Source organism: Lapillicoccus jejuensis (assembly GCF_006715055.1).
Taxonomy (GTDB): domain Bacteria; phylum Actinomycetota; class Actinomycetes; order Actinomycetales; family Dermatophilaceae; genus Lapillicoccus; species Lapillicoccus jejuensis.
Genome location: NZ_VFMN01000001.1, coordinates 1,161,872 through 1,186,601, shown reverse-complemented (window position 1 = coordinate 1,186,601; position 24,730 = coordinate 1,161,872). Strand labels below are relative to the sequence as shown.

Annotated in this window: 26 protein-coding genes and 1 tRNA gene; 13 read left to right on the top strand and 14 right to left on the bottom strand. The window is 75.1% G+C overall.

Annotated elements, in window-relative coordinates; all coding sequences use genetic code 11:
• Positions 1–43 precede the first annotated feature (43 nt).
• Positions 44–1,309: an MFS transporter gene (locus FB458_RS05710; RefSeq protein WP_141847527.1), complete on the bottom strand. Its 1,266-nt coding sequence runs from the start codon at positions 1,307–1,309 to the stop codon at positions 44–46.
• 37 nt (positions 1,310–1,346) lie between these two features.
• Here FB458_RS05710 and FB458_RS05705 point away from each other — a divergent pair, with 37 nt between their 5' ends.
• The gene (locus FB458_RS05705; protein ID WP_211355943.1) at positions 1,347–1,913 is read left to right on the top strand and encodes a CGNR zinc finger domain-containing protein; all 567 of its coding nucleotides are present in this window, start codon (positions 1,347–1,349) and stop codon (positions 1,911–1,913) included.
• An 80-nt stretch (positions 1,914–1,993) separates the two neighbouring features.
• On the opposite strand, the gene FB458_RS05700 is transcribed toward FB458_RS05705, so the two are convergent.
• Positions 1,994–3,571 carry a sensor histidine kinase gene (locus FB458_RS05700; RefSeq protein ID WP_141847523.1) on the bottom strand — a complete coding sequence of 526 codons (1,578 nt, stop codon included), beginning with the start codon at positions 3,569–3,571 and terminating at the stop codon, positions 1,994–1,996.
• Positions 3,549–4,286: a response regulator transcription factor gene (locus FB458_RS05695; RefSeq protein ID WP_141847521.1), complete on the bottom strand. Its 738-nt coding sequence runs from the start codon at positions 4,284–4,286 to the stop codon at positions 3,549–3,551. Before FB458_RS05695 ends, FB458_RS05700 begins: the two co-directional genes overlap by 23 nt.
• Before the next feature lie 296 nt (positions 4,287–4,582).
• Between FB458_RS05695 and FB458_RS05690 the strand changes: the two genes are divergently transcribed.
• The 4 genes from FB458_RS05690 (at position 4,583) to FB458_RS05675 (ending at position 6,933) form a co-directional block, all read left to right on the top strand.
• A complete protein-coding gene (locus FB458_RS05690) occupies positions 4,583–5,062 on the top strand; it encodes a hypothetical protein (RefSeq protein ID WP_141847519.1) in 480 nt (159 codons plus the stop codon).
• Positions 5,063–5,075: 13 nt separating this feature from the next.
• Positions 5,076–5,738 carry a sulfotransferase family protein gene (locus FB458_RS05685; protein ID WP_141847517.1) on the top strand — a complete coding sequence of 221 codons (663 nt, stop codon included), beginning with the start codon at positions 5,076–5,078 and terminating at the stop codon, positions 5,736–5,738.
• A gap of 10 nt (positions 5,739–5,748) precedes the next feature.
• A complete protein-coding gene (locus tag FB458_RS05680) occupies positions 5,749–6,492 on the top strand; it encodes a dienelactone hydrolase family protein (protein ID WP_141847515.1) in 744 nt (247 codons plus the stop codon).
• Between the two features lie 237 nt (positions 6,493–6,729).
• Positions 6,730–6,933, top strand: coding sequence for a cold-shock protein (locus FB458_RS05675; protein ID WP_141847513.1), 204 nt, complete (start codon positions 6,730–6,732; stop codon positions 6,931–6,933).
• Between the two features lie 101 nt (positions 6,934–7,034).
• On the opposite strand, the gene FB458_RS05670 is transcribed toward FB458_RS05675, so the two are convergent.
• Positions 7,035–8,912, bottom strand: coding sequence for a phosphoenolpyruvate carboxykinase (GTP) (locus tag FB458_RS05670; RefSeq protein ID WP_141847511.1), 1,878 nt, complete (start codon positions 8,910–8,912; stop codon positions 7,035–7,037).
• A 318-nt stretch (positions 8,913–9,230) separates the two neighbouring features.
• Here FB458_RS05670 and FB458_RS05665 point away from each other — a divergent pair.
• The 3 genes from FB458_RS05665 to FB458_RS21230 all read left to right on the top strand — a co-directional run bounded on the left by FB458_RS05665 (position 9,231) and on the right by FB458_RS21230 (position 10,739).
• Positions 9,231–9,303: transfer RNA gene (locus tag FB458_RS05665), tRNA-Arg, on the top strand.
• 166 nt (positions 9,304–9,469) lie between these two features.
• Complete coding sequence (locus FB458_RS05660) at positions 9,470–10,435, top strand: cupredoxin domain-containing protein (protein ID WP_141847509.1); 966 nt, start codon at positions 9,470–9,472, stop codon at positions 10,433–10,435.
• 52 nt (positions 10,436–10,487) lie between these two features.
• Positions 10,488–10,739, top strand: a complete 252-nt coding sequence (locus FB458_RS21230) for a hypothetical protein (protein ID WP_170185578.1) — start codon at positions 10,488–10,490, stop codon at positions 10,737–10,739.
• A gap of 50 nt (positions 10,740–10,789) precedes the next feature.
• Here the strand turns inward: FB458_RS21230 and FB458_RS05655 are convergent, their stop codons facing one another.
• Together FB458_RS05655 and FB458_RS05650 are read right to left on the bottom strand one after the other, a co-directional pair.
• Positions 10,790–11,143, bottom strand: a complete 354-nt coding sequence (locus tag FB458_RS05655; protein WP_170185577.1) for a ParB/RepB/Spo0J family partition protein — start codon at positions 11,141–11,143, stop codon at positions 10,790–10,792.
• A 27-nt stretch (positions 11,144–11,170) separates the two neighbouring features.
• On the bottom strand, positions 11,171–12,475 hold the full coding sequence (locus FB458_RS05650; RefSeq protein WP_141847505.1) for an MFS transporter: 1,305 nt from the start codon (positions 12,473–12,475) through the stop codon (positions 11,171–11,173).
• Positions 12,476–12,608: 133 nt separating this feature from the next.
• Here FB458_RS05650 and FB458_RS05645 point away from each other — a divergent pair, with 133 nt between their 5' ends.
• Positions 12,609–12,887: a hypothetical protein gene (locus tag FB458_RS05645; RefSeq protein ID WP_141847503.1), complete on the top strand. Its 279-nt coding sequence runs from the start codon at positions 12,609–12,611 to the stop codon at positions 12,885–12,887.
• A gap of 12 nt (positions 12,888–12,899) precedes the next feature.
• On the opposite strand, the gene FB458_RS05640 is transcribed toward FB458_RS05645, so the two are convergent.
• Positions 12,900–13,397: an anthrone oxygenase family protein gene (locus FB458_RS05640; RefSeq protein ID WP_170185576.1), complete on the bottom strand. Its 498-nt coding sequence runs from the start codon at positions 13,395–13,397 to the stop codon at positions 12,900–12,902.
• Complete coding sequence (locus FB458_RS05635) at positions 13,394–14,278, bottom strand: EamA family transporter (RefSeq protein WP_141847499.1); 885 nt, start codon at positions 14,276–14,278, stop codon at positions 13,394–13,396. The genes FB458_RS05640 and FB458_RS05635 overlap by 4 nt, the downstream gene beginning before the upstream one ends.
• Before the next feature lie 65 nt (positions 14,279–14,343).
• Here FB458_RS05635 and pdxR point away from each other — a divergent pair, with 65 nt between their 5' ends.
• Positions 14,344–15,720, top strand: coding sequence for a MocR-like pyridoxine biosynthesis transcription factor PdxR (gene pdxR, locus FB458_RS05630; protein WP_141847497.1), 1,377 nt, complete (start codon positions 14,344–14,346; stop codon positions 15,718–15,720).
• A 29-nt stretch (positions 15,721–15,749) separates the two neighbouring features.
• Here the strand turns inward: pdxR and FB458_RS05625 are convergent, their stop codons facing one another.
• Entirely contained in the window at positions 15,750–16,157 is a 408-nt protein-coding gene (locus FB458_RS05625; RefSeq protein ID WP_141847495.1) for a hypothetical protein, read from the bottom strand.
• A 17-nt stretch (positions 16,158–16,174) separates the two neighbouring features.
• On the opposite strand from FB458_RS05625, the gene FB458_RS05620 reads away from it, so the two are divergent.
• On the top strand, positions 16,175–16,990 hold the full coding sequence (locus FB458_RS05620; RefSeq protein ID WP_141847493.1) for an SDR family NAD(P)-dependent oxidoreductase: 816 nt from the start codon (positions 16,175–16,177) through the stop codon (positions 16,988–16,990).
• Positions 16,991–17,022: 32 nt separating this feature from the next.
• On the opposite strand, the gene FB458_RS05615 is transcribed toward FB458_RS05620, so the two are convergent.
• Complete coding sequence (locus FB458_RS05615) at positions 17,023–18,786, bottom strand: HNH endonuclease signature motif containing protein (RefSeq protein ID WP_141847492.1); 1,764 nt, start codon at positions 18,784–18,786, stop codon at positions 17,023–17,025.
• 156 nt (positions 18,787–18,942) lie between these two features.
• On the opposite strand from FB458_RS05615, the gene FB458_RS05610 reads away from it, so the two are divergent.
• A complete protein-coding gene (locus FB458_RS05610) occupies positions 18,943–19,617 on the top strand; it encodes a VOC family protein (protein WP_141847490.1) in 675 nt (224 codons plus the stop codon).
• 25 nt (positions 19,618–19,642) lie between these two features.
• Here FB458_RS05610 and FB458_RS05605 read toward each other — a convergent pair whose 3' ends face one another.
• Both FB458_RS05605 and FB458_RS05600 read right to left on the bottom strand, forming a co-directional pair.
• Positions 19,643–20,569: a threonine/serine dehydratase gene (locus FB458_RS05605; RefSeq protein WP_141847487.1), complete on the bottom strand. Its 927-nt coding sequence runs from the start codon at positions 20,567–20,569 to the stop codon at positions 19,643–19,645.
• A gap of 10 nt (positions 20,570–20,579) precedes the next feature.
• Complete coding sequence (locus FB458_RS05600) at positions 20,580–20,900, bottom strand: PASTA domain-containing protein (protein ID WP_211355942.1); 321 nt, start codon at positions 20,898–20,900, stop codon at positions 20,580–20,582.
• A gap of 106 nt (positions 20,901–21,006) precedes the next feature.
• Here FB458_RS05600 and FB458_RS05595 point away from each other — a divergent pair, with 106 nt between their 5' ends.
• On the top strand, positions 21,007–21,213 hold the full coding sequence (locus FB458_RS05595) for a hypothetical protein (RefSeq protein ID WP_246061083.1): 207 nt from the start codon (positions 21,007–21,009) through the stop codon (positions 21,211–21,213).
• A 12-nt stretch (positions 21,214–21,225) separates the two neighbouring features.
• On the opposite strand, the gene FB458_RS05590 is transcribed toward FB458_RS05595, so the two are convergent.
• Both FB458_RS05590 and FB458_RS21565 read right to left on the bottom strand, forming a co-directional pair.
• Positions 21,226–22,068 carry a retropepsin-like aspartic protease gene (locus tag FB458_RS05590; RefSeq protein WP_141847483.1) on the bottom strand — a complete coding sequence of 281 codons (843 nt, stop codon included), beginning with the start codon at positions 22,066–22,068 and terminating at the stop codon, positions 21,226–21,228.
• Between the two features lie 20 nt (positions 22,069–22,088).
• A complete protein-coding gene (locus tag FB458_RS21565; RefSeq protein ID WP_211355941.1) occupies positions 22,089–24,707 on the bottom strand; it encodes a glycoside hydrolase family 25 protein in 2,619 nt (872 codons plus the stop codon).
• Between the last annotated feature and the right edge of the window lie 23 nt (positions 24,708–24,730).

Sequence of the window (24,730 nt, the reverse complement as noted above, 5' to 3'; positions counted from 1 at the left end):
GCGTCCGCACCGACGGGGCACCGGTGCCCCAGCGGTGCGGACGCTAGGGGGTACGGGGTCGCGCGAGCGCCGGCTGGAGCGCGGCGAGGCCCAGGGCGACGACCGCGAGCGTGCCCCACAGCAGCGCGGGTCCGCCGTGCACCAGCAGCTGCGTGCCGAGCAGCGGGGCGAGGGCGGTGGCGACGCCCCACGACAGGCCGTACGCGGCGAGCCACCGCGCCCGGGCGCCGGCCGGGGCGAGGCCGCTGACGAGCGAGAGCAGGTGGCCGAGGAGCAGCAGGTCGCCGAGCGACCAGACCACGGCCGCGAGCAGGACCGTCGTCAGGTCGTGGGCGACCGCGAGGAGGGCGAGCCCGAAGGCCAGCAGCAGGTACCCGACGACGAGGGCGCGGGCGGTCGGGCGCAGCGGTCCCCAGCGCAGCAGCGGCTGGCCGGCGACGACGACGACCGCGGCGACGGTGACGACGAGCCCGGCGTGCTCCGGCGGCTGGCCGATCCGCGGCAGCGCGAGCGGCAGGACGGTGACCAGGGCCAGGTAGACGGTCGCGAACGCCGTCCCGGCCGCGAGCAGCACGAGCAGCCGTCGGTCGCGCCACGGCGACGTCGGCGATGGGGTGGTGGCCGGGGTCGACGGAGCGGGTGCGTCCGAGAGGTCGGCGGTCGGAGGCGCCGACGTCCCGGACGCAGGGGACGCAGCGTGGTGGCGCAGCGCGGGGCGGACGACGGCCACGACGAGGCCGGCGGCGACGAGGCAGCTGACCGCGTCGGCGACGAGCAGCCCGCGCACGTCGATCCCGCCGAGCCGCACCGCGAGCGGACCGGCGACCAGCCCCGCCCCCGCCAGGGCCGCCGAGAGGGCGCCGTACGCGATCGGGCGCAGGCGGTCGCCCACGAGGTCGGCGACGAGGGCCTGGCTGGGCGGCTCGTAGACCTCGAAGGCCAGCCCGAGGACGACCACCCCGACGGCCGCCGCCGCGAGGCCCCCGGCGGCGGCGACCTGGAGCTGGCCGACGGCGCAGCCGACCAGGCCGACGGTCATCGTCGGGACCGGGCCCAGGCGGTCGGCCAGCACCCCGCCGAGCAGCCGCGACGGGATCGTCGCCACGCCGAAGAGGGCGACGAGCGCGCCGGCGACCGCCGCGGAGGTGCCCAGCCGGTCGACGAGCACGACCCCGAGGAAGGGGAGCGTGAAGGCGCCGACCCGGTTGACCGCCCGGGCGACGACGAGCGCCCAGAGCGGCGCCGGCAGGTCGCGCCACCGGGGTGCGGTGGTGGACGCGTGACTGGCATCATGGGTTTCGGTAGTCATCTCCGAGGACGCTACGACGAAGGGAGTGACTGGTCAAGTGCAGTTCGACAGTCACGTGCGGACCCTGCTCGCCGCCGCCTGCGCGCTGGTCGACGGGCTGACGCCCGGGCACGACGGCACGACGCCGTACGACGTCCCGCGCGGTCCGGCCGCGGTCGCGGCGGCCCGGGCGGCCCTGGTGTCGCAGGGCCGGGCGAGCCGGGTGACGGCGGCCCAGGCCGCCGAGCTGGCCGGGTGGGCGGAACGGGTCCGGGCGGTGTTCGCCGCCGGTGACGCGGGCCGGGTCGACGAGGCGGCACGGCTGGTCAACGCGCTGCTCGACGACACCTCGGCGCGCCCGCGGCTCGACCGGTTCGACGACGGCTGGAGCCTGCACTTCCACGGTCCCGACGACGGCGTCGTCCTCGGGTGGATGGCGGGGATCGCGTCGGCCCTCGCCCTCGTCGTGGGCAGCGCGTGGGCGGGCCGGCTCGGGGTCTGCGACGCCGACCCGTGCGACCGGGTCTTCCTCGACGAGACGAGGAACGGCACCCGACGCTACTGCTCACCGCGCTGCCAGAGCCGGGTCAAGGCGGCGGCGCACCGCGCCCGCGCCGCGACCTGACCCGGGCGTCCCGATCCTGGCGTCCGCACCGCGGGGGCACCGGTGCCGCGGCGGTGCGGACATTGAAGTCAGGCGGGGGCTCAGGCGGGGGCGGGCAGCAGGACCGAGAACGTCGTGTCCCCCGGCTGCGAGCGCAGCTCGACGGTGCCGCCGTGCGCCTGGGCCACGGCGGCCACGATGGACAGGCCGAGACCGGTGCTGCCCCCGGCGCGGTTGCGCGAGGTGTCACCGCGGGCGAAGCGCTGGAAGACGTTGGCCTGCAACGACGTCGGCACGCCCGGCCCGTCGTCGTGCACCGTGATCCGCACCCGGTCGCCTTCGCGGGCGAGGCTGGTCTGCACGATCGTCCCCGGGTCGGTGTGGGTGCGGGCGTTGGCCAGCAGGTTCGCGACGATCTGGTGCAGCCGCGAGCCGTCACCCGGCACCTCGACCGGCTCGTCGGGCAGGTCGAGCTCCCAGACGTGCTCGGGCGCCGCGGCGTGCGCGTCGCTGACCGCGTTGACGAGCAGGAGGCTGAGGTCGACGGTCTCGGTCTCCAGCGGCCGGCCGGCGTCGAGCCGCGCGAGCAGCAGCAGGTCCTCGACGAGCGAGCTCATCCGCACGCCCTCGGACTCGATCCGCCCGATGGCGTGGGTGACCGACGCCGGCACCGGCTCCGGCTCGCGACGGGTCAGCTCGGCGTAGCCGCGGATCGAGGCGAGCGGGGTCCGGAGCTCGTGGCTCGCGTCGGCGACGAACTGCCGGACCCGCTCCTCGCTGCGGTGCCGGGCCTGCAGCGCGCCGTCGATGTGCTCGAGCATCTCGTTGAGGGCGAGGCCCACCTGTCCGACCTCGGTCCGCGGGTCGGTGTCCTCCTCGGGCACCCGCTCGGACAGGTCGACCTGACCGCGGTCGAGCGGCAGGTGGCTGACCCGGGTCGCCGTCGCGGCGACCCGGTCGAGCGGGCGCAGGCTGCGTCGCACGATGTAGGTTCCCGCGACGAGGACGACGAGCAGGCCGCCCAGGACACCGAGGACGACGATGGTCGTCATGCGGGCGAGGACCCGCTCGACCGGCATGGTCGGCAGACCCACCACGACGGTCACGACCGTGTTCGTCCCGCGGATGGTCGCCTGCGCGGCGACCAGTCGGTACTCGCCGAGCGACGGCAGGGCGACGTTGGTCGGCTCGCGCAGCCCCGCGGCGAAGATCTCGGACAGCTGCGCGAAGGTGAGCTGTGAGCGCTGGTTGTCGTTGTCCGAGGCACAGCCCTGCGCGGCCGAGCTGTCGATCGACTGCACGGCGATGAGGCCCTCGTTGCCCGGGCCGCGGTAGCTCTCGTCGCCGTTGCCGCAGTTGGGCTCGAGCGGCGGCGGGCGCTGCAGCGTGGACATCAGCTGCTGGTCCATCTGCGCGTAGAGGTAGTTGCGCAGCGCGATGACGGAGGCCGCCCCGATGGCCATCGTCACGACGGTGAACAGGGCCAGCATCGCGACGACGATCTTCGTGCGCAGCGGCCAGCGGTGGGGGCTGGCCACCGCCCGGCCCCAGCCGCGGACGACGCCGTACGGCGACGCGCGGTGACCCTCCGGCGGCACGGCGCCGGAGACGAACCGCGGTGCGGGCGGGCTGGAGTAGAAGGTGGGGGTGTCGCCCTCAGACAGTGGGCTTGAGGACATACCCCACGCCTCGCATCGTGTGGATCATCGGTTCGCGGCCGTCGTCGATCTTCTTGCGCAGGTAGGAGATGTAGAGCTCGACGACGTTGGCCTTGCCGCCGAAGTCGTAGTTCCACACGCGGTCGAGGATCTGCGCCTTCGACAGCACCCGCTTGGGGTTGCGCATGAGGTAGCGCAGCAGCTCGAACTCGGTCGCGGTGAGGGTGATGCTGTCGCCGCCGCGGGTGACCTCGTGGCTGTCCTCGTCGAGGGTGAGGTCGCCGACGACGAGGCGGCTGTCGTCGGCGTCGGCGGCGAGGATCGCCGTACGGCGCATCAGCCCGCGCAGCCGCGCGACGACCTCCTCGAGGCTGAACGGCTTGGTCACGTAGTCGTCGCCGCCGGCGGTGAGGCCGGCGATGCGGTCCTCGACGGCGTCCTTGGCCGTGAGGAAGAGGACCGGGACCCGGTCGTCGTGCTCGCGCATCCGGCGCAGGACCTCGAGGCCGTCCATGTCGGGGAGCATGATGTCGAGGGCGACCGCGTCGGGGTCGAACTCGCGCGCCGTCCGCACCGCCGCCATCCCGGTCGCGGCGGACCGGACCTCCCAGCCCTCGTAGCGCAGCGCCATGCTCAGCAGCTCGGTGAGGTTGTGCTCGTCGTCGACGACGAGCACGCGCGGGGCCGACCCGTCCGGGCGCTGCAGCTGGGGGGCCTTGGCCGGTGCCTTGTTCATGGTGAGCATCCTCGGTGTGTGGGCTAGGGGCGGGGTAGGGCTTCCCTGTGACGATCCTGTGGGCGCTCTGTGCCGCGCCGACAGCATGCCGACACGGCCGCCACAGGTCCACCACAGACGGGGCCGTCACCGTCACGGGTTGTCGTCGTCGGCCGTCTCCAGCCGTCGACGGCCGCCCGCCACCGAGCCGGTCCCGCTGGGGGCCCGCTGTGAGCAGAACGCGCGACGGCGGGCAGAGGTTCGTCGTCGTCCCCCGTCCTGTCCTCCGTCCCGTCCCAGCCGCCCAGGAGGTCCCCGTGACCCAGCACCCCGAGCGCCCCGCCACGCCGCTCGTCCCCCCGACCCGCGCCTGGGCGGTCGAGGCCGACGGACGCCGGTACGACGCCGTCCCGCCCCCGCCCGGCCCCCCGCAGGACGCCGTCCTCCCGCCGCCCGGCGGCACCGCCGCGACGCCGGCGGACCGGCGGCGGTGGTCGGGGCGGCGTACGGCGGCCGTGCTCGGCGCGGCTCTCGCCCTCACCACCGCGGGCGGCGTCGCCGCCGCGGCGCTGACGCCGGACGGGATCTCGACCGGGTCGGGGGAGAGCCGGATGGGCCCGGGCGGCGGCTTCCCGGGCGGCGGGTTCGGCGGACGGCACCAGCGGGGCCTCGGGCCGCAGGGCCAGCAGGGCTTCGGGCCACAGGGTCAGCAGGGGCGGCAGGGCTTCGGGCAACAGGGTCAGCAGGGCTTCGGGCCGCAGGCTCAGCAGGGGGCGCGGCAGGCCCCCGGCTCCTGACAGCATCGAGGTCATGACCGACGACGCGGTGCGGATCATCGGAGCGGGCTGGGGCCGGACGGGGACCACCTCGGTGGCGGCCGCCCTCGAGCGCCTCGGCGCCGGCCCGGTGTGCCACATGAGCCGCATGTTCACCCACCCGGACGAGGCGCGGCTGTGGGCGGCGTACCGGCGCGGGGAGCCCGCGCTCGACCGCCTCGAGCCGTTCTACCGCTCGGGCGTCGACTGGCCGTTCTGCTGGGCCTGGCGCGAGCTGGCGCAGCGCCACCCGGACGCCCCGGTGCTGCTCACCGTCCGCGACCCGCACGAGTGGTACGCCAGTCTCACGACGACCGTCCACCCGCGCAGCCGCCCGGGCCGGGTGTTCCCCGGTGACCAGCCCGCCCCCGAGGGCCTCGCCCTCGTCCAGCTGGTGTGGGACACCGAGTTCGGCTCCTGGGAGGCGGTGCTCGACGAGGAGGCGACCGTGGCGGCGTACGAGCGGCACGTCGCCGACGTGCGCGCCACCTGCCCGCCGGAGCGGCTCGTGGAGTGGAGCGTCGGCGACGGGTGGGAGCCGCTGGCGCGGGCGCTGGGGGTCGCCGTACCGGCGGAGCCGTTCCCGCACCTCAACGCCCGCCGCGAGGCCGCCGGGAGCGCCGACCCTCCCAGGACACGCGCCGACGACCGGGGCTAGCGTCCCCCTCATGGACCTCATCGAGATCCCCGTCAACGACGGGACCGCCGAGGCGTACGTCGCCCGGCCGGCCTCGGGCTCCGGCCCGGGCGTGCTGCTCTTCATGGACGCCATCGGCCTGCGGCCGCAGATCGCGCGGATGGCCGACCGCATCGCCGGGTGGGGGTACGTCGTCCTCGCGCCCAACGTCTTCTGGCGGGAGGGGAGCGCGCAGGAGACCTCGCCGACGGCGGACCTGCGCGAGCCCGGAGCCCGCGAGGAGTTCATGGGCTCGGCCATGGGTCGGGTGGGCCGGCTGACGACCGACCAGGCGCAGCCGGACATCGCGGCGTACCTCGACGCGCTCGCCGGCCTCGACGGCGTCGTCGGCGACAAGGTCGGCGTCGTCGGCTACTGCATGGGGGTGCGGCTCGCCCTGCGGGCCGCCTCGCGGCACCCCGAGCGGGTCGCCGCCGTCGGCGGCTTCCACGGCGGCGGTCTCGTCACCGACGAGCCGGACAGCCCGCACCTGGGGCTGGCCAACGCCCGGGCCGAGTTCGTCCTCGGCCACGCCGACCACGACGGGTCGATGCCCCCGGAGGCCGTGCAGGCCCTCGGCGAGGCGCTCGAGAAGGCCGGCCTGCGGGCGCGCAACGAGATCTACCCCGACGCGCCCCACGGGTACTCGATGGCCGACACGTCCATGTACCAGGAAGCCGGTGCCGAGCGATCCTTCACCGAGCTCGAGGAGCTCTACCGCCGCACCCTGGGCTGAGCGCGCGCGGCCCGGGGTCGGTTCCCCGCCGACACCGGGCCGCGCCGACCCGACCTGCTACCCTGCTCTCGGTTGCAGTTCATTCCTCGCATGTCGAAGACCGGCCCGCCAGACGCGGGCCTTTTTTTCTGGTGTTGCAGCACGGTCCGGGTCCGCCCGGCAGTGGTGTGGGACAGGGTTGCAGCTGGGTCGTCACGAGGTGTGCCGGCCCATCGCACGAAGAGAGAGATTGTTCCCATGGCACAAGGCACCGTGAAGTGGTTCAACGCCGAGAAGGGCTTCGGCTTCATCGCGCAGGACGGCGGCGGCCCCGACGTCTTCGTCCACTACTCCGCGATCGACTCGGGCGGCTACCGCTCGCTCGACGAGGCCCAGCGGGTCGAGTTCGAGGTCACGCAGGGCCCCAAGGGCCCGCAGGCCGAGAAGGTCCGCCCGGTCTGAGACCGCGCACAGCCTGACGTACGACGCCCCCCGGCTCCGGCCGGGGGGCGTCGTCGCGTCCTGGTGCCGCACGGCGCCCGCGCGGGGCGCCGTACGGGTCGTCAGAGCAGACCGAGGCGCGCCTTGAGGCCGTCGAGCTCGACCTGGAGCTGGGTCGGCAGGTTGCCCTCGAACCGGGCGAACCACTCCTCGATCTGCGGGATCTCCTGCTTCCACTCCTCGGGGTCGACGGCCAGGGCGGCCTCGACCTGCTCGGGGGTCATCTCGAGGCCGGTGGTGTCGAGCGCCTCGGGCGTCGGGACGTGGCCGATCGGGGTCTCGACGGCGGCGGCCTTGCCCTCCATCCGCTCGATGGCCCACTTGAGGACGCGGGCGTTCTCGCCGAAGCCGGGCCACAGGAAGTCGCCGTCGTCGTCCCGGCGGAACCAGTTGACGTAGAAGATCCTCGGCAGCTTGGTGGCGTCGGCGTCCTTGCCGAGGTCGATCCAGTGCTGGAAGTAGTCGGCGGCGTCGTACCCGATAAACGGGAGCATGGCCATCGGGTCGCGGCGCACGACGCCGACCTGACCGGTCGCCGCGGCCGTCGTCTCCGAGCTGAGCGTCGCGCCCATGAAGGTGCCGTGCACCCAGTCGCGCGACTCGGTGACCAGCGGGACGGTGTCGCGGCGGCGACCGCCGAAGAAGATCGCCGAGATCGGCACCCCCTGCGGGTCGTGGTACTCGTCGGCGAGGATCGGGCACTGCTCGATCGGGGTGCAGTAGCGGCTGTTGGCGTGCGCGCTCAGCTCTCCCGAGTCCGGGGTCCAGTCCTCGCCCTTCCACGACGTCGCGTGGGCCGGCGTGTTCTCCAGGCCCTCCCACCACACGTCGCCGTCGTCGGTGAGGGCGACGTTGGTGAAGACCGAGTTGCCCAGGTTGATGGTGCGCATCGCGTTGGGGTTGGTGTGCTCGTTGGTGCCCGGTGCGACCCCGAAGAAGCCGAACTCGGGGTTGACCGCGTAGAGCCGGCCGTCCTCGCCGAAGCGCATCCAGGCGATGTCGTCGCCGAGCGTCTCGACCGTCCAGCCCGGGATGGTGGGCGCGAGCATCGCGAGGTTGGTCTTGCCGCAGGCCGAGGGGAACGCGGCGGCGACGTAGTAGGTCTGCTGCTCCGGCGAGGTGAGCTTGAGGATGAGCATGTGCTCGGCCAGCCAGCCCTCGTCGCGGGCCATGACCGAGGCGATCCGCAGGGCGTAGCACTTCTTGCCCAGCAGCGCGTTGCCGCCGTAGCCGGAGCCGTAGGACCAGATCATCCGCTGCTCGGGGAACTGGACGATGTACTTCGTCTCGTTGCACGGCCACGGCACGTCGGCCTGGCCGGGCTGCAGCGGGGCGCCGAGCGAGTGCAGCGCGGGGACGTAGTCGGCGTCGAGCTCCTCGATGCGGCGCAGGACGCTGACGCCGGTGCGGGCCATGACCCGCATCGAGACGACGACGTACTCGCTGTCGGTGATCTCGACCCCGAACATCGGGTGCTCGGCGTTGAGGTGGCCCATGACGAACGGGACGACGTACATCGTGCGGCCGGTCATGCAGCCGGCGTAGAGCCCGCGCATGATCTCCTTCATCTCCTCCGGCGCCATCCAGTTGTTGGTGGGACCGGCGTCGCGCTCGTCGACGGAGCAGATGTAGGTGCGGTCCTCGACCCGGGCGACGTCCGTCGGGTCGGAGGCGGCGTGGAACGAGTTCGGCTTCTTCTCCGGGTCCAGGCGGGTGAACGTGCCCGCCGCGACGAGCTTGTCGGTGAGGCGGGTCCACTCCTGCTGGGACCCCGTGACCCAGACGACCTCGTCGGGGGTGGTGAGGGCGGCGACCTCGTCGACCCAGGCCTGCAGCCCGGCGTGCGTCGTGCCCCCGACGGGCTTGTCGCGCTCCGGGCCGGCGTCGCGTCCGGAGTGGTCCTGCCCGTGGCCGTGCTGCCGGCTCGTCTCGATCGTCATCCGTCCCGTTCCCTTTCACAGGCTGCCGAACGGCGGCCCCGGTCGTGTCGCTGGATGGTGCTCCGGGACCTCGGTGTCCACATGGTGAGCAGTGATGGGTCAACGTAGCCCGGCTCCGACGGCCCGCGGAGCGGTCCGAGGTCCCGGTCACCCGTGAGTCCCGTCACAGGTGTTTGCGCAGGTCAGGGCGGCAACGCTTACATCACACGACTGACGTACGGCGCCCCGCGGGCGGCCCTGGCACCGAACCGATTTCGTGTCCGGTGGGGGGGGCCGGTAGTCTTGGCGATCGTTGCTCCGCCCTCGGGCGGAGCACCCGCGCCCGTAGCTCAACGGATAGAGCATCTGACTACGGATCAGAAGGTTAGGGGTTCGAATCCCTTCGGGCGCACTCTGTGTTGAGACAGACGACGGGGCCCTGGCCGGCGGAGACGCTGGTCGGGGCCTTACTCGTGCCCCGTGACCGACGGCGGCGATTGCCCGGTCCCACGACATCCTTTTAGTCCGAGTTGTCCGATATAGTCGTTCTCCCCCACGATCGACCACAAGGACTCCCCATGCCTTCGTCCCCCCTGACCGCCCTCCGGTCCCTCCACCCCCGCTCCCGCACCCGGCTCTCGCGCCGGCTGGCCCTCGGCTCCCTGCTCACCGCCGGTGCGCTCGCCCTCGGCGCCGCCCCGGCCCACGCCGTCACCGACGTGCCCGACTCGGGCACGTCCGCGCTGGTCACCCGGCTCACCGTCGACGACGGCCGCGGCTGGCTGACCGTCCAGGTCCGGGTCCAGGCCACGAGCGTCGTCGGGTTCGAGGTGCACGTGCCCGCCGGCACCGACGAGACCTGGACCGGGTCCCCCGACGTCGACGTCCGGGAGCTCGGCATCCACTGCCGCTCGGTCGGCGTGCGCAACCTCGCCTACGTCTGCGGCGACCGGTCCGGGGCCGCCGACGCCCCGTCGCTGCCGTCGGGCGGCTACCAGGTGACCCTCCCGGTCACGCACACGGGCGTCCTGCCGGCCGGCGTGTTCGGCCACACCTGGGTCGACGCGCGTGACGCCACGGGGCAGGTCGGCCGCTACGGCGGCGACGCCTTCCCCGTCGTCGACGGCTCGCACTACTACTCCACGGCGGAGCTGCGCACCGCCCCCCTCGTCGCCGACCCCGACACGGTCCTCAGCGGCACCGCGACCGTGCCGATCTCGATGACCGTCGTGCCGGGGGAGGAGATCGCGTCCGTGGACGTCAGCCTGCCCGGCTCGGGGCCCTGGACCCAGATCGGGACCAACGCGCCCGCGCGCGGCGCGAGCTGCGGCGTCGTCCAGCCGGTCGCCGGCGCCAACCGCGTCCTGCACTGCACCGGCGAGCACGGGGGCCCGCTCCCGGTCGGCCGGTACCAGCTCGTCTCGACCCTGCGATGGGCCGGGCCGGACGTCGACGGCCACTGGACCCAGGTGAAGCTCACCGCCGTGGGTGGCGTCGCCCAGCGGATGGACACCTGCCACTTCCGCTTCGCCACCACGGTCTGAGGCTCCCGCGCGCGGCGTGTGGTCGGTGGCCGGGCCGGGTACGTCCCCGCCCGTGACCGCCGACCCCACGCCGCACGACACCTCGACGCCCGCCCAGTCCACGCCCGAGCCGCCCGTCCCCGCCGAGGACGCCGACCAGGACGACCGCGAGGACGGGCTGACCGTCTCGGAGGCCGGGTCCTCCTTCTCCGACCCGGAGACGGCCCAGGGTGGGGCCGACGCGGTGCCGAGCACCCCCGACAGCACCCCTCGTGAGAACCACCGCGAGAACGCCGACCTCGTGGACGACGACCTGCTGGCCTGACGGCCCGCCGCGTCGCCAGGGCCTGCGCCGGCCGCCCTGGCCGCTCTCCTTCAGGACTCGACCCAGTCGGGCTCGGGGTCGACGGCGAACCGGACGGCGTCGACATGCTTCAGGCCGAGCAACCACGCCTTGGCCAGCCGGTGCCCGCCGTCCATCAGCTCACCGGCTGCAGAGAGGATGACGGGGTGGGCGAGGTCCGCCCTCTCGATGCGGCGCGCGTGCTCGGCGACCTCCCGCACGCTCGGCGCGCGCCCGCTGAACCAGCAGTCCTCATCGAGCTCCGGGAAGTCGGAGACGGGCACGGGACGCACCGGCAGAGAACCCGACGCCGCCCAGAGGGTCGGTGTCCACCAGAACGCGCGACCGGACGGTCGATCGAGCGAGCACTTCTCGGTCATCGGCATGTGGTTGACCCCGTCACGGGGCGTCGATCAGGCGTCCGCGAGTGCGGCTGCGGGCCGGGGCCGGGCGAGGAGCGACACGACGGCCGCGACGCCGCACAGGGCTGCGCCGCCCCAGAAGGCATAGCTGTAGGTGCCGAAGGTGTCGCGGACGACGCCGGCGGCGAACGCGGCGAGCGCCGCGCCGACCTGGTGCGAGGCGAAGACCCAGCCGAAGACGATGGTGCCGCGCTCGCCGAAGAGCTCGCGGCACAGCGCTGCGGTGGGCGGGACCGTGGCCACCCAGTCGAGCCCGTAGACGACGACGAACAGCACCATGCTCGGGTGCATCGTCGCGCTGAGCAGCGAGGGCAGCAGGAGCAGCCCGACGCCCCGGAACGCGTAGTAGGCGAGCAGCAGCAGCCGCGGGTCGACGCTGTCGGTGAGCCACCCCGACGCGATCGTGCCGACGATGTCGAAGACCCCCACGACGGCGAGCAGCCCGGCGGCGGTCGTCTCGGGCATCCCGTGGTCGTGCGCGGAGGGGATGAAGTGCACGCCGATGAGGCCGTTCGTCGTCGCGCCGCAGATGGCGAACGCGGCCGCCAGCGCCCAGAAGGCGCGCTGCCGGACGGCGTACCGCAGGCCGTCGACCGCCCGCGCGAACGCGCCCCCGGTGGCGACCGGAGGGGCGACGTACGTCGCCTCGTCGGCGCCGTAGGGGAGGGCGCCGCGGTCGGCGGGGTGGTCGCGGACGACGAGCCACACCAGCGGCACCGCGAGCAGCGCGACGCCGCCGATGACGAGCGACGCGACCCGCCAGCCGACCCCGTCGGCGAGGGCCGCGACCGGCGGCAGGATGACGAGCTGGCCCGTCGCGCTGCCGGCCGTGAGGACGCCCATGACGAGGCCACGGCGTCGGACGAACCATCGGTTGGTCACGGTGGCGGCGAGGACCAGCGCCATCGACCCCGTCCCGGTCCCGATGAGCAGGCCCCAGAACACGAACAGCTGCCAGGAGGCGGTCATGACGACGCTGCCGGCGGACCCGAGCGCGATGAGCGTCAGGGCCCCCGAGACGACGAGGCGGATCCCCAGCCGGTCCATCAGCGCCGCCGCGAACGGGGCCATCAGCCCGAAGAGCAGGAGGTTGACGCTCACCGCCGCCGACATCACCGTCGTCGACCAGCCGAACTCGTCGTGCAGCGGGACCATGAGGGCGCCGGGGGCGGCACGGAAGCCGGCGGCCCCGAAGATCGCGAGGAAGACGACCGCGGCCACCCACCAGGCCGGGTGGACCCGGTGGCCCCGCGCGCTCGCCGACGGACGGCTCGGGTCCACGGCCCGCTCGGACATCCGCTCTCCCTCTCGTCGGCGCGGCAGCGAGCGTACGCCGCCGAGGGCGCCGGGCGGTGCGGCTTCCCGCCCGACGAGCCACCCGACGAGCCACCCGATCGGACAGGGGTGCCGGACTCTGCGACTGTGGTGTGTGAGCAATCCGCCCGGTCCCCTGCCGCCCATCAGCGGCGGACCGGGGCCGAGGCCCCGTGTCCACCGGCTCCCCGACCGCACCCGCGCCGTCGCCGAGTCGCCCGAGCTGGACGCGGCCGTCGAGCGCCTCATGGAGCTGGCGCGGTTCGTCAAGGTCCGCCGCCACCGGGGACCCCTGACGACGGCCGAGGCGAACGACGTGCTGACCGCGGTGGACACGTCGACCGAGGCCTTCGTGGACGCGGTCCGCGACGCGCTCGGGCTCGAGGACGCCTGACACCCGGGAGGGTCAGCGACCCGACCGGGCCGACCCGACGGCGGCGCCGACGAGCAGGAGCGCGCAGCCGGCCGACAGGACGGCCCGCACCGTGTTGGCGCGGGTCCACCCCACCAGGTAGGCGCGCCAGACCGCGACGGAGTCGAGGGCGCCGGGGTCCAGCCGGGCCAGGCGGTCGTTGAGCGGCACGTGGTAGGCCACGGTCAGCCCGAAGCCGGCGAGGTAGAGCAGCGCGGCGGCCACCGCCACCCCCGCGGCGGGCCCGCCGCGGCCCGCGACGACGAGCGCCACGAGGACGACCGACCCGAGCGCCGCACCGAAGAAGCAGGTCATGAACGGCGGCTGGAGGGCGACGCGGTTGATGTGCTGCATCCGCTCGATGCCGACCCGGTCGGCGAGGACGGCCAGCCGGGGCATGGTCCGGGCGGACAGCACGACGTACACGACCGCGGTGCCCCCCGAGAGGACGGCCGTCACGGCCTGCAGGGCGACGAGGGCGGCCCGGTTCACGACGGCAGACCGTCGCGCGCGATCGGGCGGGCACCGACCACGAGGCCGACGACGACGACGGCGATCCCGGCCCATACCCCCGGTGACGGGGTAGGACCGCCCGTGGCGAGGTGGGTGAGGGCCGCACCGGCCGGGACCAGGCCGGCGCAGACCCCGGCGGACGCGGCCCCCAGCACCGCGACGGCGTCGTACCAGAGCACGAAGGCGAGAGCGGTGACCGCGACCGCGAGGTAGGCCGTGGACAGCCACGCCCCCGGCTGGTCCGGGAGCGGCTCGCCGCGCAGGAGCCCGACGACGACGAGGGCGGCGGCCGCGAGGAGGCAGCAGTGGGTGGTGACCGACGGGGCGCCGTACCGGCGGACCAGCGGGACGGCCGCGAGCGTGAAGGTCACCTCGCACGCGAGCGCGGCCAGGGCGGCCGCGGTCCCCGTGACGTCCGCCCTCCCGGCCCCCTCGACGAGGACGGCTCCGACGAGGAGGACGAGGCCGGCCACCAGGGGACGGGGCGACGCTCCCCGTCCTCGGGCGCCGGACCCGCTCACGACGAGCACGACGGGGACGGCGGCGAGGGCCACCCCCGTCACCGCGGGGTCGGCGTGCGACGCGGCGACGGTGAGCGCGAGGGTGAACCCGACCAGCCCCACGGCGGCGACCGCCAGGGTCCGGGGGAGGTCGCGGGGGGCGACCCGGCGCACCGGTCGGCCGCGGGCGGCCGTGACGGCGAGGAGGACGGCGGCCGCGACGGCGTACCGCAGCCCCTGGCACAGCAGGGCGCTGCGGGTCGGGACGAGCCCGACGACGGCGACGCTGCTGCCGCACAGGGCCATCGCGGTGAGGGCGCCGGCGACGGCGGTCCCGCGGTGTCGGGTGGTGGTGGTCATGGGTCCACCGTGGCCGAGCGGTGGTCCGACGAGAAGAACCAACGAGGGCACGTTCTACTGGACCAATGGTCTTCCTCCAGCTCGACGCGGCCGAGGCCCCCCGCGGGGGGAAGGCGGTGTGGCTCGCGGACCGGCTCCGCGCGGCGACGGCCGACGGCCGCCTCCCGGTGGGGACGGCGCTGCCGCCGAGCCGGCAGCTGGCCGCCGAGCTCGGCCTCAGCCGGGGCGCGGTGGTGGAGGCGTACGGGCAGCTGGCCGAGGAGGGGCTGACGACCGCGCGCGCCGGGGCGGGGACGGTCGTCGCGCGGCGGCACCCGGCGCCCGTCGCGCCCGCGGAGCCGGCGCCCCCGGCGCCCGTCGTCCTCGACCTCAGCCCGAGCCGCCCCGACCTCGACGCGTTCCCGCGGGCGGCGTGGCTGCGTCACCAGCGTGAGGCGCTGGCCGCGGCCAGCGCGTCGGACCTCGCGTACGGGGACCCACGCGGGCACCTCGCGCTCCGGACGGCGCTGGCCGCCTGGCTGGCGCGGCACCGGGGTCTGCGGGTCTCGCCGGACGCCGTCGTCGTCACGGCCGGCGTGGCCCAGGCCCTCGCCGTGACGGCGCAGGTGCTCGTCGCCGCCGACCGCCGGGGGATCGCGGTAGAGGACCCGGGCTCGCCGAACGCGGTGGACCTGCTGCGGCACTGGGGGATGCGACCGCGCCCGGTGCCCGTGGACGAGCAGGGCCTGCGGGTGGACCGGGTCGAGGACCCCGCCGTCCTGCTCACCCCGGCGCACCAGTTCCCGACCGGGGTGGTGCTGTCGGGCGAACGGCGCCGCAGGCTGCTCGACCGGCTGGACCGGGACGACCTGCTCGTCGTCGAGGACGACTACGACGCGGACCAGCGCTACGACCGCACCCCGGTGGTCGCCCTGCACCGGTCGGCGCCGGAGCGGGTCGTGCACACGGGGAGCATGTCGAAGTCGCTCGCGCCCGGGCTGCGGCTCGGGTGGATGGTGGTGCCCCACCGGTGGCGCGAGGACGTCGTCGCCGCGCGCCGGTACGCCGACCTCGGGTCACCCGTGATCGACCAGCTCACCCTGGCGCGGCTGCTCGGGTCGGGGGACTACGAGCGTCACCTGCGCCGACAGCGCAGACGGCTCGCGCTGCGCCGGGACACCCTCGTCGAAGAGCTGTCCCGCACCCTGCCCGGCTGCACGGTCACGGGGGTCCGCGCCGGGGTGCACGTCGTCGTGACCTGGCCCGAGGGGGGTCTCGACGAGGAGTCCGTGCGGCAGGCCCTCGAGGAGCGCGGGGTCCGGGTCTCGACCCTCGGGGCGCACCGGTGGGCCGACGGCCCGCCCGGGCTCGTGCTGGGGTTCGCCGCGAACCCGCCGGACCGGCTGCGGGCCGCCGTCCGGCTCATCGCCGAGGAGCTCCCGGCGCCCGCCCGCCGGCGCTGAGGGCCGCTGCCGACGGCGGGCGGGTGGAGTCAGAAGAGCTCCTTGCCGCCCAGCCTCGCGACGTCCGGGGCCAGCCGGGCGGGGAGCTGGACCTGACGCTCGCGGCCGGAGGTCATCCGCAGGACCACCTGGTCGCTGAACGCCGTCGGTCGCCGCACCTGCGCGACCTCGCTCCACGGCACGGGTCGGCGCCCGGGCTCCCGGATGTCGTCCTGGGTGACGACGACGGTCCGACGGGTGTGCACGGCCAGCCCCAGCGCCACCGCGAGGACGACGAGGCGCAGGACGAGCGTGCCCCGCGGTGCGTGGGTGAGGAGGCCCAGGAGGGTGTTGCCCACGATCACCACGGCACCGACGACGGCCCAGACCCGACGCCACCGGGGCCAGGTCCCCCAGATCCGCAGGCGGATCTCGCTGCTCCCGCTCCCACCCTCCACGGGGCCATACTCGCCCCATGAGCACCGCGATCGTCACCGGGACCTCCAGCGGCATCGGGCTGCACACCGCCGTCGGCCTGGCCGGGGCCGGGTACGACGTCGTCGCGACCGTCCGCGACGTGGGTCGCGCCGACGACCTGCGGGCCGCCGCGGACGAGGCCGGGGTCACGCTCGACGTGCGCGCGCTCGACGTCACGGACTCCGCCGCGGCGGAAGCCCTCGTCGCGGCCGTGGGCGAGGTCGACGTCCTGGTCAACAACGCCGGCCGCGGCGCGGTCGGCACGTTGGAGCAGCTCTCCGACGCCGACCTGCAGGCGCAGCTCGAGACCAACTACCTCTCCGTCGCGCGGCTCACCCGCCTCGTCCTCCCGGGGATGCGCGAGCGAGGACGTGGTCGCGTCGTCACCGTGACGAGCGTCGGCGGCGCGGTCGGGCAGCCGTTCGCCGACGCCTACTGCGGGGCGAAGTTCGCCGTCGAGGGGCTCATGCAGTCGCTCGCCCCGGTCGTCGCACCGTTCGGGGTGCAGGTGCGCATCGTGGAGCCGGCCGCCGTCGCGTCGTCGTTCGTCGGGTCGGTCCAGCACAGCGACCCCGGCCCGTACGACGCCCTGCTGCAGGCCTATCTCGACCGCACCGCGGGCGCCTTCGCGTCGGCGCAATCGCCGCAGGACGCGGCGCGGGCCGTCGTCGAGGCGGTGACCAGCGACGAGGACCGGTTCCGCTGGCAGACGTCGCAGAGCGCGCGCCAGTTCGTCGGTCTCTCGCTCGCCGACCTCGACGGGTCGAGGGTCCTCGGCGCGACCTCGGGCTGGCTGGCGCCCCCCTCGGCCTGACCGGACGGGGGTCGACCCGCGCGCCACGCCTCTCACCGACGCAGTGGGGGTGTCGGTCGTGGTGGGGTCGGTGGTGGGGCGTGCCAGGTGACGCCGGTGGGGGTGACGGTGGCGTGCAGGTCGTGCTGATGGACGTGGGTATGGTGGCGTCGGCAGAGCAGGGCGGCGTTGGTGCGGTCGGTGGTGCCGCCGCGTGACCACCAGTCGACGTGGTGGACGTCGCACCAGGTGGCGGGGACGGTGCAGCCGGGGTAGGTGCAGTGCTTGTCGCGTCGCCACACGACCAGCCGCTGGGCGGGGGTGAAGAGGCGCTTGGTGCGGCCGAGGTCGAGGACCTGTCCGTCGGTGCCGAGGAGGGCGGGGATGATCCCGGCTTCGCAGGCCAGGCGGCGCACGGTCGCGGGGGACAGGACCTCGCCGGTGCTCGTGATGCCGGCGCGGTCGAGGGCGCCGGTGAGGGCCTCGAGGTCGATGGTGACGAGCAGCTGGGCCTTGTCGTTCAGCCCGGGCCGCGGCCCGAACGCTGCGCCCGCCCACGAAGCCGCGCCCGAAGCCGCGCCCGAATGAGCCCCCGTCCCGGCACCCGCATCCGCCTTCGGCGCAGCCGTGGTGCCGCTGGTCGACCCACCGGTCGGGCCATCGGTCGAGCCGCCGCCGCCGCTGCCGCTGCTGCCGCTGCTGCTGGCGCCGCCACCGTTGCTGCCGCCAGGGTCTCCTCCGCCGGCGGCGACGGCGCGCGAGACGAGGTCGAGCAGGGCGTCGGCGCGGCGGGTCGCGGCCGAGCGGGGGTCGCTCATCTCGCCCGGTTCGAGGGTGCCGTCCTGCAACCGGCGCGGTGCGGACAGGGCGGAGACGGCGGCGTCGACGATCGCGGCGCCCTCGGCGTCCAGGGTCAGCTTGTAGGAGGCGAGGCCGGAGGCGGAGCAGCCGCCGTCGGTGCGGGTGAACGCCCGCGCCAGCCGGGCGCGGCGTTCGTCGTCCTCGAGGTCCTTCGCCGGCTTGACCACCTGCGCGGCCTGGCGCAGGTGCCGGGCCAGGAGCTTCGCGTCCACGCCGCGGGACACCCCCGGCGCCTCCGCCTCGCGCGTTTCGGTCGACCCTTCGGGGAGCACGTCGGAGGCGCCGACGACGAACCCGGCGACCCACGTCGTCAGGTCCTCCTCGTCCGCGACGGGCTGGATCTGCTGGGCGAACCGCACGATCTGCGCGGCCCGCCCCACCGGGAGCGCGGTCGAGAAGATCGCCGCCCGCACCACGTCCGCCCCGGGCACCCGGTCCCGGGACGCGCCCCCAAGCTCGCAGCCGTCCGCGAGGACCGCGGTGGCCCGCGCGACCTGCACCGCGGCCGCGACCACGTTCACCTCCGGCAGCGGCGCCCGCGCCCCCAGCGCCTGCCTCAGGTAGTCTGGCACCGAGAATCCCGCCTCCGCGGCCAGGCCGCGCGAGAGGACCTCCCCGAGCAGGACCTGCTCGAGCACCTCCAACCGCGCCCGCGCCTCCCCGATGTCCGCGAACCCGGCGAGGACCTGACCGGTGGACAGCCGGCACCCCTGCGACGTCGACGTCGAGTCCGCTGCCGCTCGCAGGTGCGCCACCGCCACGGCGGTCGCGTCGGTCAGCAGCCGCTCGGCTCCGAGATCACCCCGATCACCAGGGGCGACGCCGTCACGCTGCTTCCCGAACCCCGCCGACCACCGCTCCGCCTCACCCAGGACGTCCCCGACCCGACGCCAAGACCCCGCACCAGCAGCCGCGGCGTCCGCCGCGCCGCGCTCCGGGGTCAGGTCCTCGTCCATGCCCCCACGCTAGACGCGACCACCGACAGCCCTACCCGGCTGTTGCACGCCAATCCCGCTGTTGCACAGCAGGATTCGCCCGAATAGACAATTCAGACTTCTCGACACCCTGACCGACGATCTGCTTGACAACTCGCCGTACGGCAGTCTGAGGAGATGACCGACGAGTCCCGCGAGACAGTCCTCACCGCCCGCGACGTCGAGGCCGCGGACCTCCCCGACTGGCGCATGCTCTTCGACCGGCTGCACGCCAGCTACGACACCGGCGACTTCGCGGCGGGGGCCCGCCTCGTCGCGGCCGTCGCCGCGGCCGCGGAGGAGGCCGCGCACCACCCTGCCCTCGACCTGGCCTACGGGCGCCTGGACGTCCGGCTGCACAGCCACGACGCCGGTGGCGTGACCGCGCGCGACGTCGCCCTGGCCCGGAGGGTGAGCGCCCTCGCCCACGAGGCGGGCGCCGCGGCCAGGCCCGACCGGCTGAGCGTCCTCGAGCTCGCCCTCGACGCCGTCGACGCGTCGCGGGTCCGGCCGTTCTGGGCCGCGCTGCTCGACGCCGAGGTCGTCGAGGCGTCGGGGGAGCTGCAGCTGCAGGAGGCGACCGGGCGGATCCCGACGGTCTGGTTCCAGCCCACCGACCCGCACGCGACGCCGCGCCAGCGGTGGCACCTCGACCTGCGGATCGCGCCCGAGGTCGTGCAGGACCGCATCGCCGCGGCCGTCGCCGCCGGCGGGACCGTCGTCGACGACGGCCGCGCGCCGGCGTTCTGGGTCCTCGCCGACCCGGAGGGCAACCGCGCCTGCCTGACGACCTGGGAGGGCCGCGGGGAGTGACCCTCCGGACGCCGTACGGGGTCCCTCAGGCGAGGGTCCGCAGGTCGGTGTTCGCGCCGCAGACGACGACGGCAACCCGCTCGCCGTCGGCGGGGACGTAGCGACCCGACGTCAGCGCGGCGTACGCGGCGGCCGCGCCGTGCTCGGACGGGACCCGCAGCTCGCGCCAGAGCCTGTCACGCGCCGCGACGATCTCCTCGTCGGTGACGAGCACCGACACCGGCCGTTCCTCCTGCGCGGCCGCGAAGGCCAGCCCGCCCAGGCGGCGCGCCCCCAGGGAGTCCGCCGCGACGCCGCCCACGGCGACGTCGACGGGCTCGCCGGCGCCCAGCGCGCTCGCGAGGGTCGGGCACCGCTCGGGCTCGACGGCGACGACCCGGGCCCGGCCGCGGGCGGCGGCCGCGACACCGGCGTACAGGCCACCACCACCGACGGCGACGACGATCGTGTCGAGGTCGGGCACGTCCTCGAGCAGCTCCTCGGCCAGCGTGCCGGCGCCCGCGACGACCTCCGGCTGGTCGTAGGCGTGCACCACCACCGCGCCGGTCGCCTCGGCGATCTCCAGCGAGGCGACGTACGCCGCCGCGTACTCGGCCCCGGCGCGACGCACCCGGGCGCCGTACGCCTCGATCCGCTCGACCTTCACCGCGGGTGCGGACTCCGGGACGACGACCGTCGCCCGGACGCCGAGCGCGCGGGCGGCGAAGGCCTGCGCGAGACCGGCGTTGCCGCCGGAGGCGATGACGATCCCGGCCGGTCCGATCTCGCCGCGCTCGAGGCCGACCAGCTGGCGGTTGAAGGCGCCGCGCGTCTTGAAGACGCCGCAGTGCTGGAGCAGCTCGAGCTTGAACCAGGCGACGTCCCCCGCACCGGGACCCAGCACCGGCGTACGGCGCACGTGCCCCTCGATCCGGCGGCCGGCCTCGACGACGTCCTCGCGCGTGACTCCCACCGGACCAGTCTCACCCCGGCGGCGCGGCCTGCGCGTCCAGGTGGTGCGGCCCGGGCCGGCGCGGCTCGCGCACGCCCGACGGGTCACCACCACCGGGGCGCCGCCACGTGATGACGAGCGAGTCGTGACGCCAGGTCCGCGTCCCGGGTGCCGGTCGCTGGGTCTGGACGACGAACCCCTGCTCCCAGGTCAGCGCGCCCAGGGGCGGTCCGTCGGGGTCGGGCTGCGCGAGCGTGAGACCCGCGTCGCTCGCCACGCGCCGGGCGAGGTCCACGTCGAGGCCGACGACGTCGGGGACCGTCACCTCGTGGTCGGTCTCCCCGGTCGTCACCGACCGACCGTAGGCCTCCCCGGACGACACAGGGGGCCCGACGGCTGACAGGATGGTGCCGGGACGATCACGACCGGCGCGACCGGTCGCAGGTGCCGGCGATCGGGTGGAGGACAAGGTGGCGCAGGACGACGAGGGGCTCTCGCTGGCCTACCGGCTGGGTTGGCGGATCCGGTACGTCGTCATGCACCTCTTCGGGCCGGCCCAGCTCTCCGGCCAGGGCGACCCGCACGAGCGCCTCGACCGCGAGCGGGCCGCCAAGGTCGCCGAGGCGCGGCGCCGGCGCGAGGAGCGCGAGCGCTCCGGTCGCTGAGGGCCGTCCGCGTTACGCGGGCAGCACGAGCCGCTCGCCTGCGACGTCCACGACCGCCTGGTACGTGAGCAGGAAGTCGCATCCGAGGAAGCCGTCCACCGCCCGGCCGGGCTCGGGCCGCTCCTGTTCGGCGTACGCGTAGAGGTCCATCACGCTGCCTCCGGCGACGGGGTACGACGCCCCGCCGAGACCCACCGACCAGCCGCCCGCCACCGCGGACGACGCCACGACCGTGCCCGTCGGCCCGCCGTCGTCCCCGAGCGGCCGTCCCCGCTCGAGGCCGAACCGGTCGGCGGCGACGGCGTCGACGACCACCCCCGCCACCGTCGACACGACGAAGCGCGCCGGACGGCCGTCGACCGTCGTCGCGACGACGTACGCCCCCCACTCCTCGTCCCAGGCCATCGGCACGACCCGGGCCCCCGGCGCCGGCGGCCCGGCGCCGAAGCGCAGCCGCCCCGCGCCGAGGTCCACCGCCACCGCGCGCTCGCGCAGCCACCCGAGGCCGAGCATCCCGTCGACGGGCGGGTCCTGCGGCACGTCGAACACGGCCAGCGCGACGTCCGGCGCGACGTCCGGGCCGACCCGCAGGGCGGCGACGGTCGCCGTCGTCCGGCCTCGGCCGCCGAGGCGCCCGACCGCGCTGATCCCGTACCCGTCGCGCACCGCCGGGCCGAGTGCCAGGCCCGCGCGCCGGGCCACGTCGTGGGTGACCATCGCCGTGAACGACGCGTTGGCGTGGACCATGAGCCGCACGGGCAGGCCGCCGACCTCGGCGTCGACGTACGGGCGCAGGCCCGACGTCACGCGGAAGGTCAGCTCGACGGAGCGGAGGTCGTCGAGGGTGCCGGTCACCCGGCGAGACTAGGCCGCCGTCACGGGACGACGACCGTCCGGCAGCCGAGCGCCGTGGCGGTGGTGCCCGCGCCCGTGTTGAGCGCCGTGACGCACACCGTGTGCGTGCCCCGGCCGAGCGTCGTGGACCAGTCGAACCCGTGCAGGGCGCCGTACGCCGGGTAGCGCGTCGCGACGTCCGGCCGCGAGACCGACGCGACCACCGTCACCGGGGCGGCCCGGTCGACCGCGATCGACACCGACGACGGGGCGGTCACGTCGGGGTCGATCGCCCAGCCCACGACCCGCGCCGTGCGGGTCGTCACCGTGGTCGTGGAGGCCGGGGCCACCGTGACCGACTCCAGCTGCCCGACGGGCGTGCTGGCGGGGACGACGACCGCGCGGCAGGCCAGCGTCAGCGACGACGAGCCGTACGGCGTCGTCAGGCAGACGGTGTGCGGGCCGGGGGCCGCCGCGAGCGTCGTCACGTAGCCGTGGTTCGCCCCCTGGGCGGGGAAGACGGTGCCCACGTCGGTGCGCAGGGCCGACGCCGTCAGCGTCCGGGCGACCTTGCCGTCGAGCAGGAGGGAGACCGGGAGCGGCGACGCGGCGGCGAAGCTGAGCGCCCAGCCGTGCACGTCGAGCGACGAGCCGTTCCACACCGCGCCGTCGACCCGGCCCATCGGCGGGTTCGCGGGGACGACGACGGTGCGGCAGCCGAGGGTCGCCGCGGTGCGGTCGGTCGCCTGCAGGCAGACCTGGTGGGTGCCGCCGGCGGCGGGCAGCAGGACCGAGAAGCCGTGCTGCGGGCCGTTGGCGGGGAAGACCTTGCCCACGTCGGGGCGGCTGCCGGACGCGGTGAGCGTCGAGGCGACCTTCCCGTCGACGAGCAGGCGGACCGTCGTCGGCGCGGCCGTGGACCAGTCGATGGCCCAGCCGGTGAGGGACAGGGCGTTGCCCGTCCAGGTCGCGGTGTCCAGCCGACCGTCGGCGGGGGTGTAGGGGATGGTCACCTGACGGCAGCCGACCTGCGCGGCCATCACCGTCGTCGCGGTGACGCACACGTTGTGGGTGCCGGCGGGCGAGGGCAGCAGCGTCGCGTAGGAGTGCAGCGACGAGAACGCCGGGTACTGCGCGGCGACGGCCGCGGGCGCCGCCCCGTTCGCGGCCCCGCTGCCGCCGGCGACCCCGTCGACGGTGACGCTGAGCGGCACCGACGTCGCGCCGGCCGGGTCGGCCACCCAGCCGGCGACCGAGAGGGCCCGGCCGGTCCAGCCCGCGGCGTCCACGCCGCCGAACGGCGGGGTCGTCGGCACGCCCACCGTCTGGCAGCCGACCTGGCCGCCGGGGAAGCCGCCCACGGCCGGGACCGTCACGCAGACCTGCTGGGCGCCGGAGGGCGCGGGGAAGGTCAGCTGGTAGCCGTGCGCGGCGCCGAAGACCGGGTAGGCGGCGGCGACGTCCGGACGCGAGACCGACGCGACGGCCGTCACGGCCGTCCGGCCGTTGACCGTCACGGTGACCGGCACGCTGGAGGTGGTGCCGAGGGACAGCGCCCAGCCGGTGACGGTCACCGCGGTGCCGTTCCAGGTGGCGCTCTGCAGCGTGCCGACAGGGGCGGCGGCCGGGACGGTGACGCTCTTGCAGCCGATGACGGCGAGGTTGCCGCTGCTGCCCGTCGCCATCGCGCAGATCGTGTGCGGTCCCGGGTTGGCCCGGAACGGGACGACGTACCCGTGGTTCGGTCCGGCGCTCGGGAAGACCGCGCCGACGTCGGGGCGGGAGGCGGAGGCGGTGAGGGCGGTGAACGGTGCCCCGTCGAGGACGAGGGTCACCCGGATCGGCGCGCTCGTCGTCGGGTCGATCGCCCAGCCGGAGGCCTGCAGCGCGGACGAGGTCCACGTGACGGCGTCGAGCCGGCCGATCGGCAGCGGGGGCGCCGGGGGCGTGGCGCTGTAGTTCGCGAGGGCCTGCAGCCGGTCGATGGTGCCGTTGAAGACGTTCATGTCGACGGCGCCGGACACGCCGGACAGCGACGCCGAGGAGGTGTACTGCCAGAAGGTCCACGTCGGCCACCCGCCCGGGACCTGCGGCGAGGAGACGCCGTACGACGCGATCCACAGCGGGTAGCCGGTGAAGGCCCGGCTGTTGCCCATCGCCGACTGCCAGAAGTAGGGCCCGGTGTAGATCATCGGGGTGCGCCCGGTGAGGTTGCGGACCGTCTGCAGCCAGGTCTGCGTCCACGCGACGAGGGACGTCGGGCTCAGCCCGCCCGTCGTCTCCAGGTCGAGCACCGGCGGCAGGTCGCCGACGCGGTCGAGCCTGCCCACCACCGAGACGAAGTACGACGCCTGCGCCGACGCGCTCTGCGCGGGGTTCGCGAAGTGGTACGCCCCGCGCATGATCCCGTTGGAGGCCATGCTCGCGAAGTCGGTCGAGAACCACGGGTTGCGGTAGCCCGTCCCCTCGGTGGCCTTGACGAAGCCGAAGGTCGCCTTCCCGCTGGCCTTGGCCGAGCTCCAGCCGATGCTGTAGCCGCTCGGGTGCTGGTAGCTGGAGACGTCCGGGCCGTAGATCGCGGCCGCCGCACCGGAGGCTCCGGTGACGAGCAGCACGAGCGAGGTCAGGGCGACGAGCAGCCGTCGGGTGGGGAGGGGCATGGAGGGACTCCGGACGTTCTCGG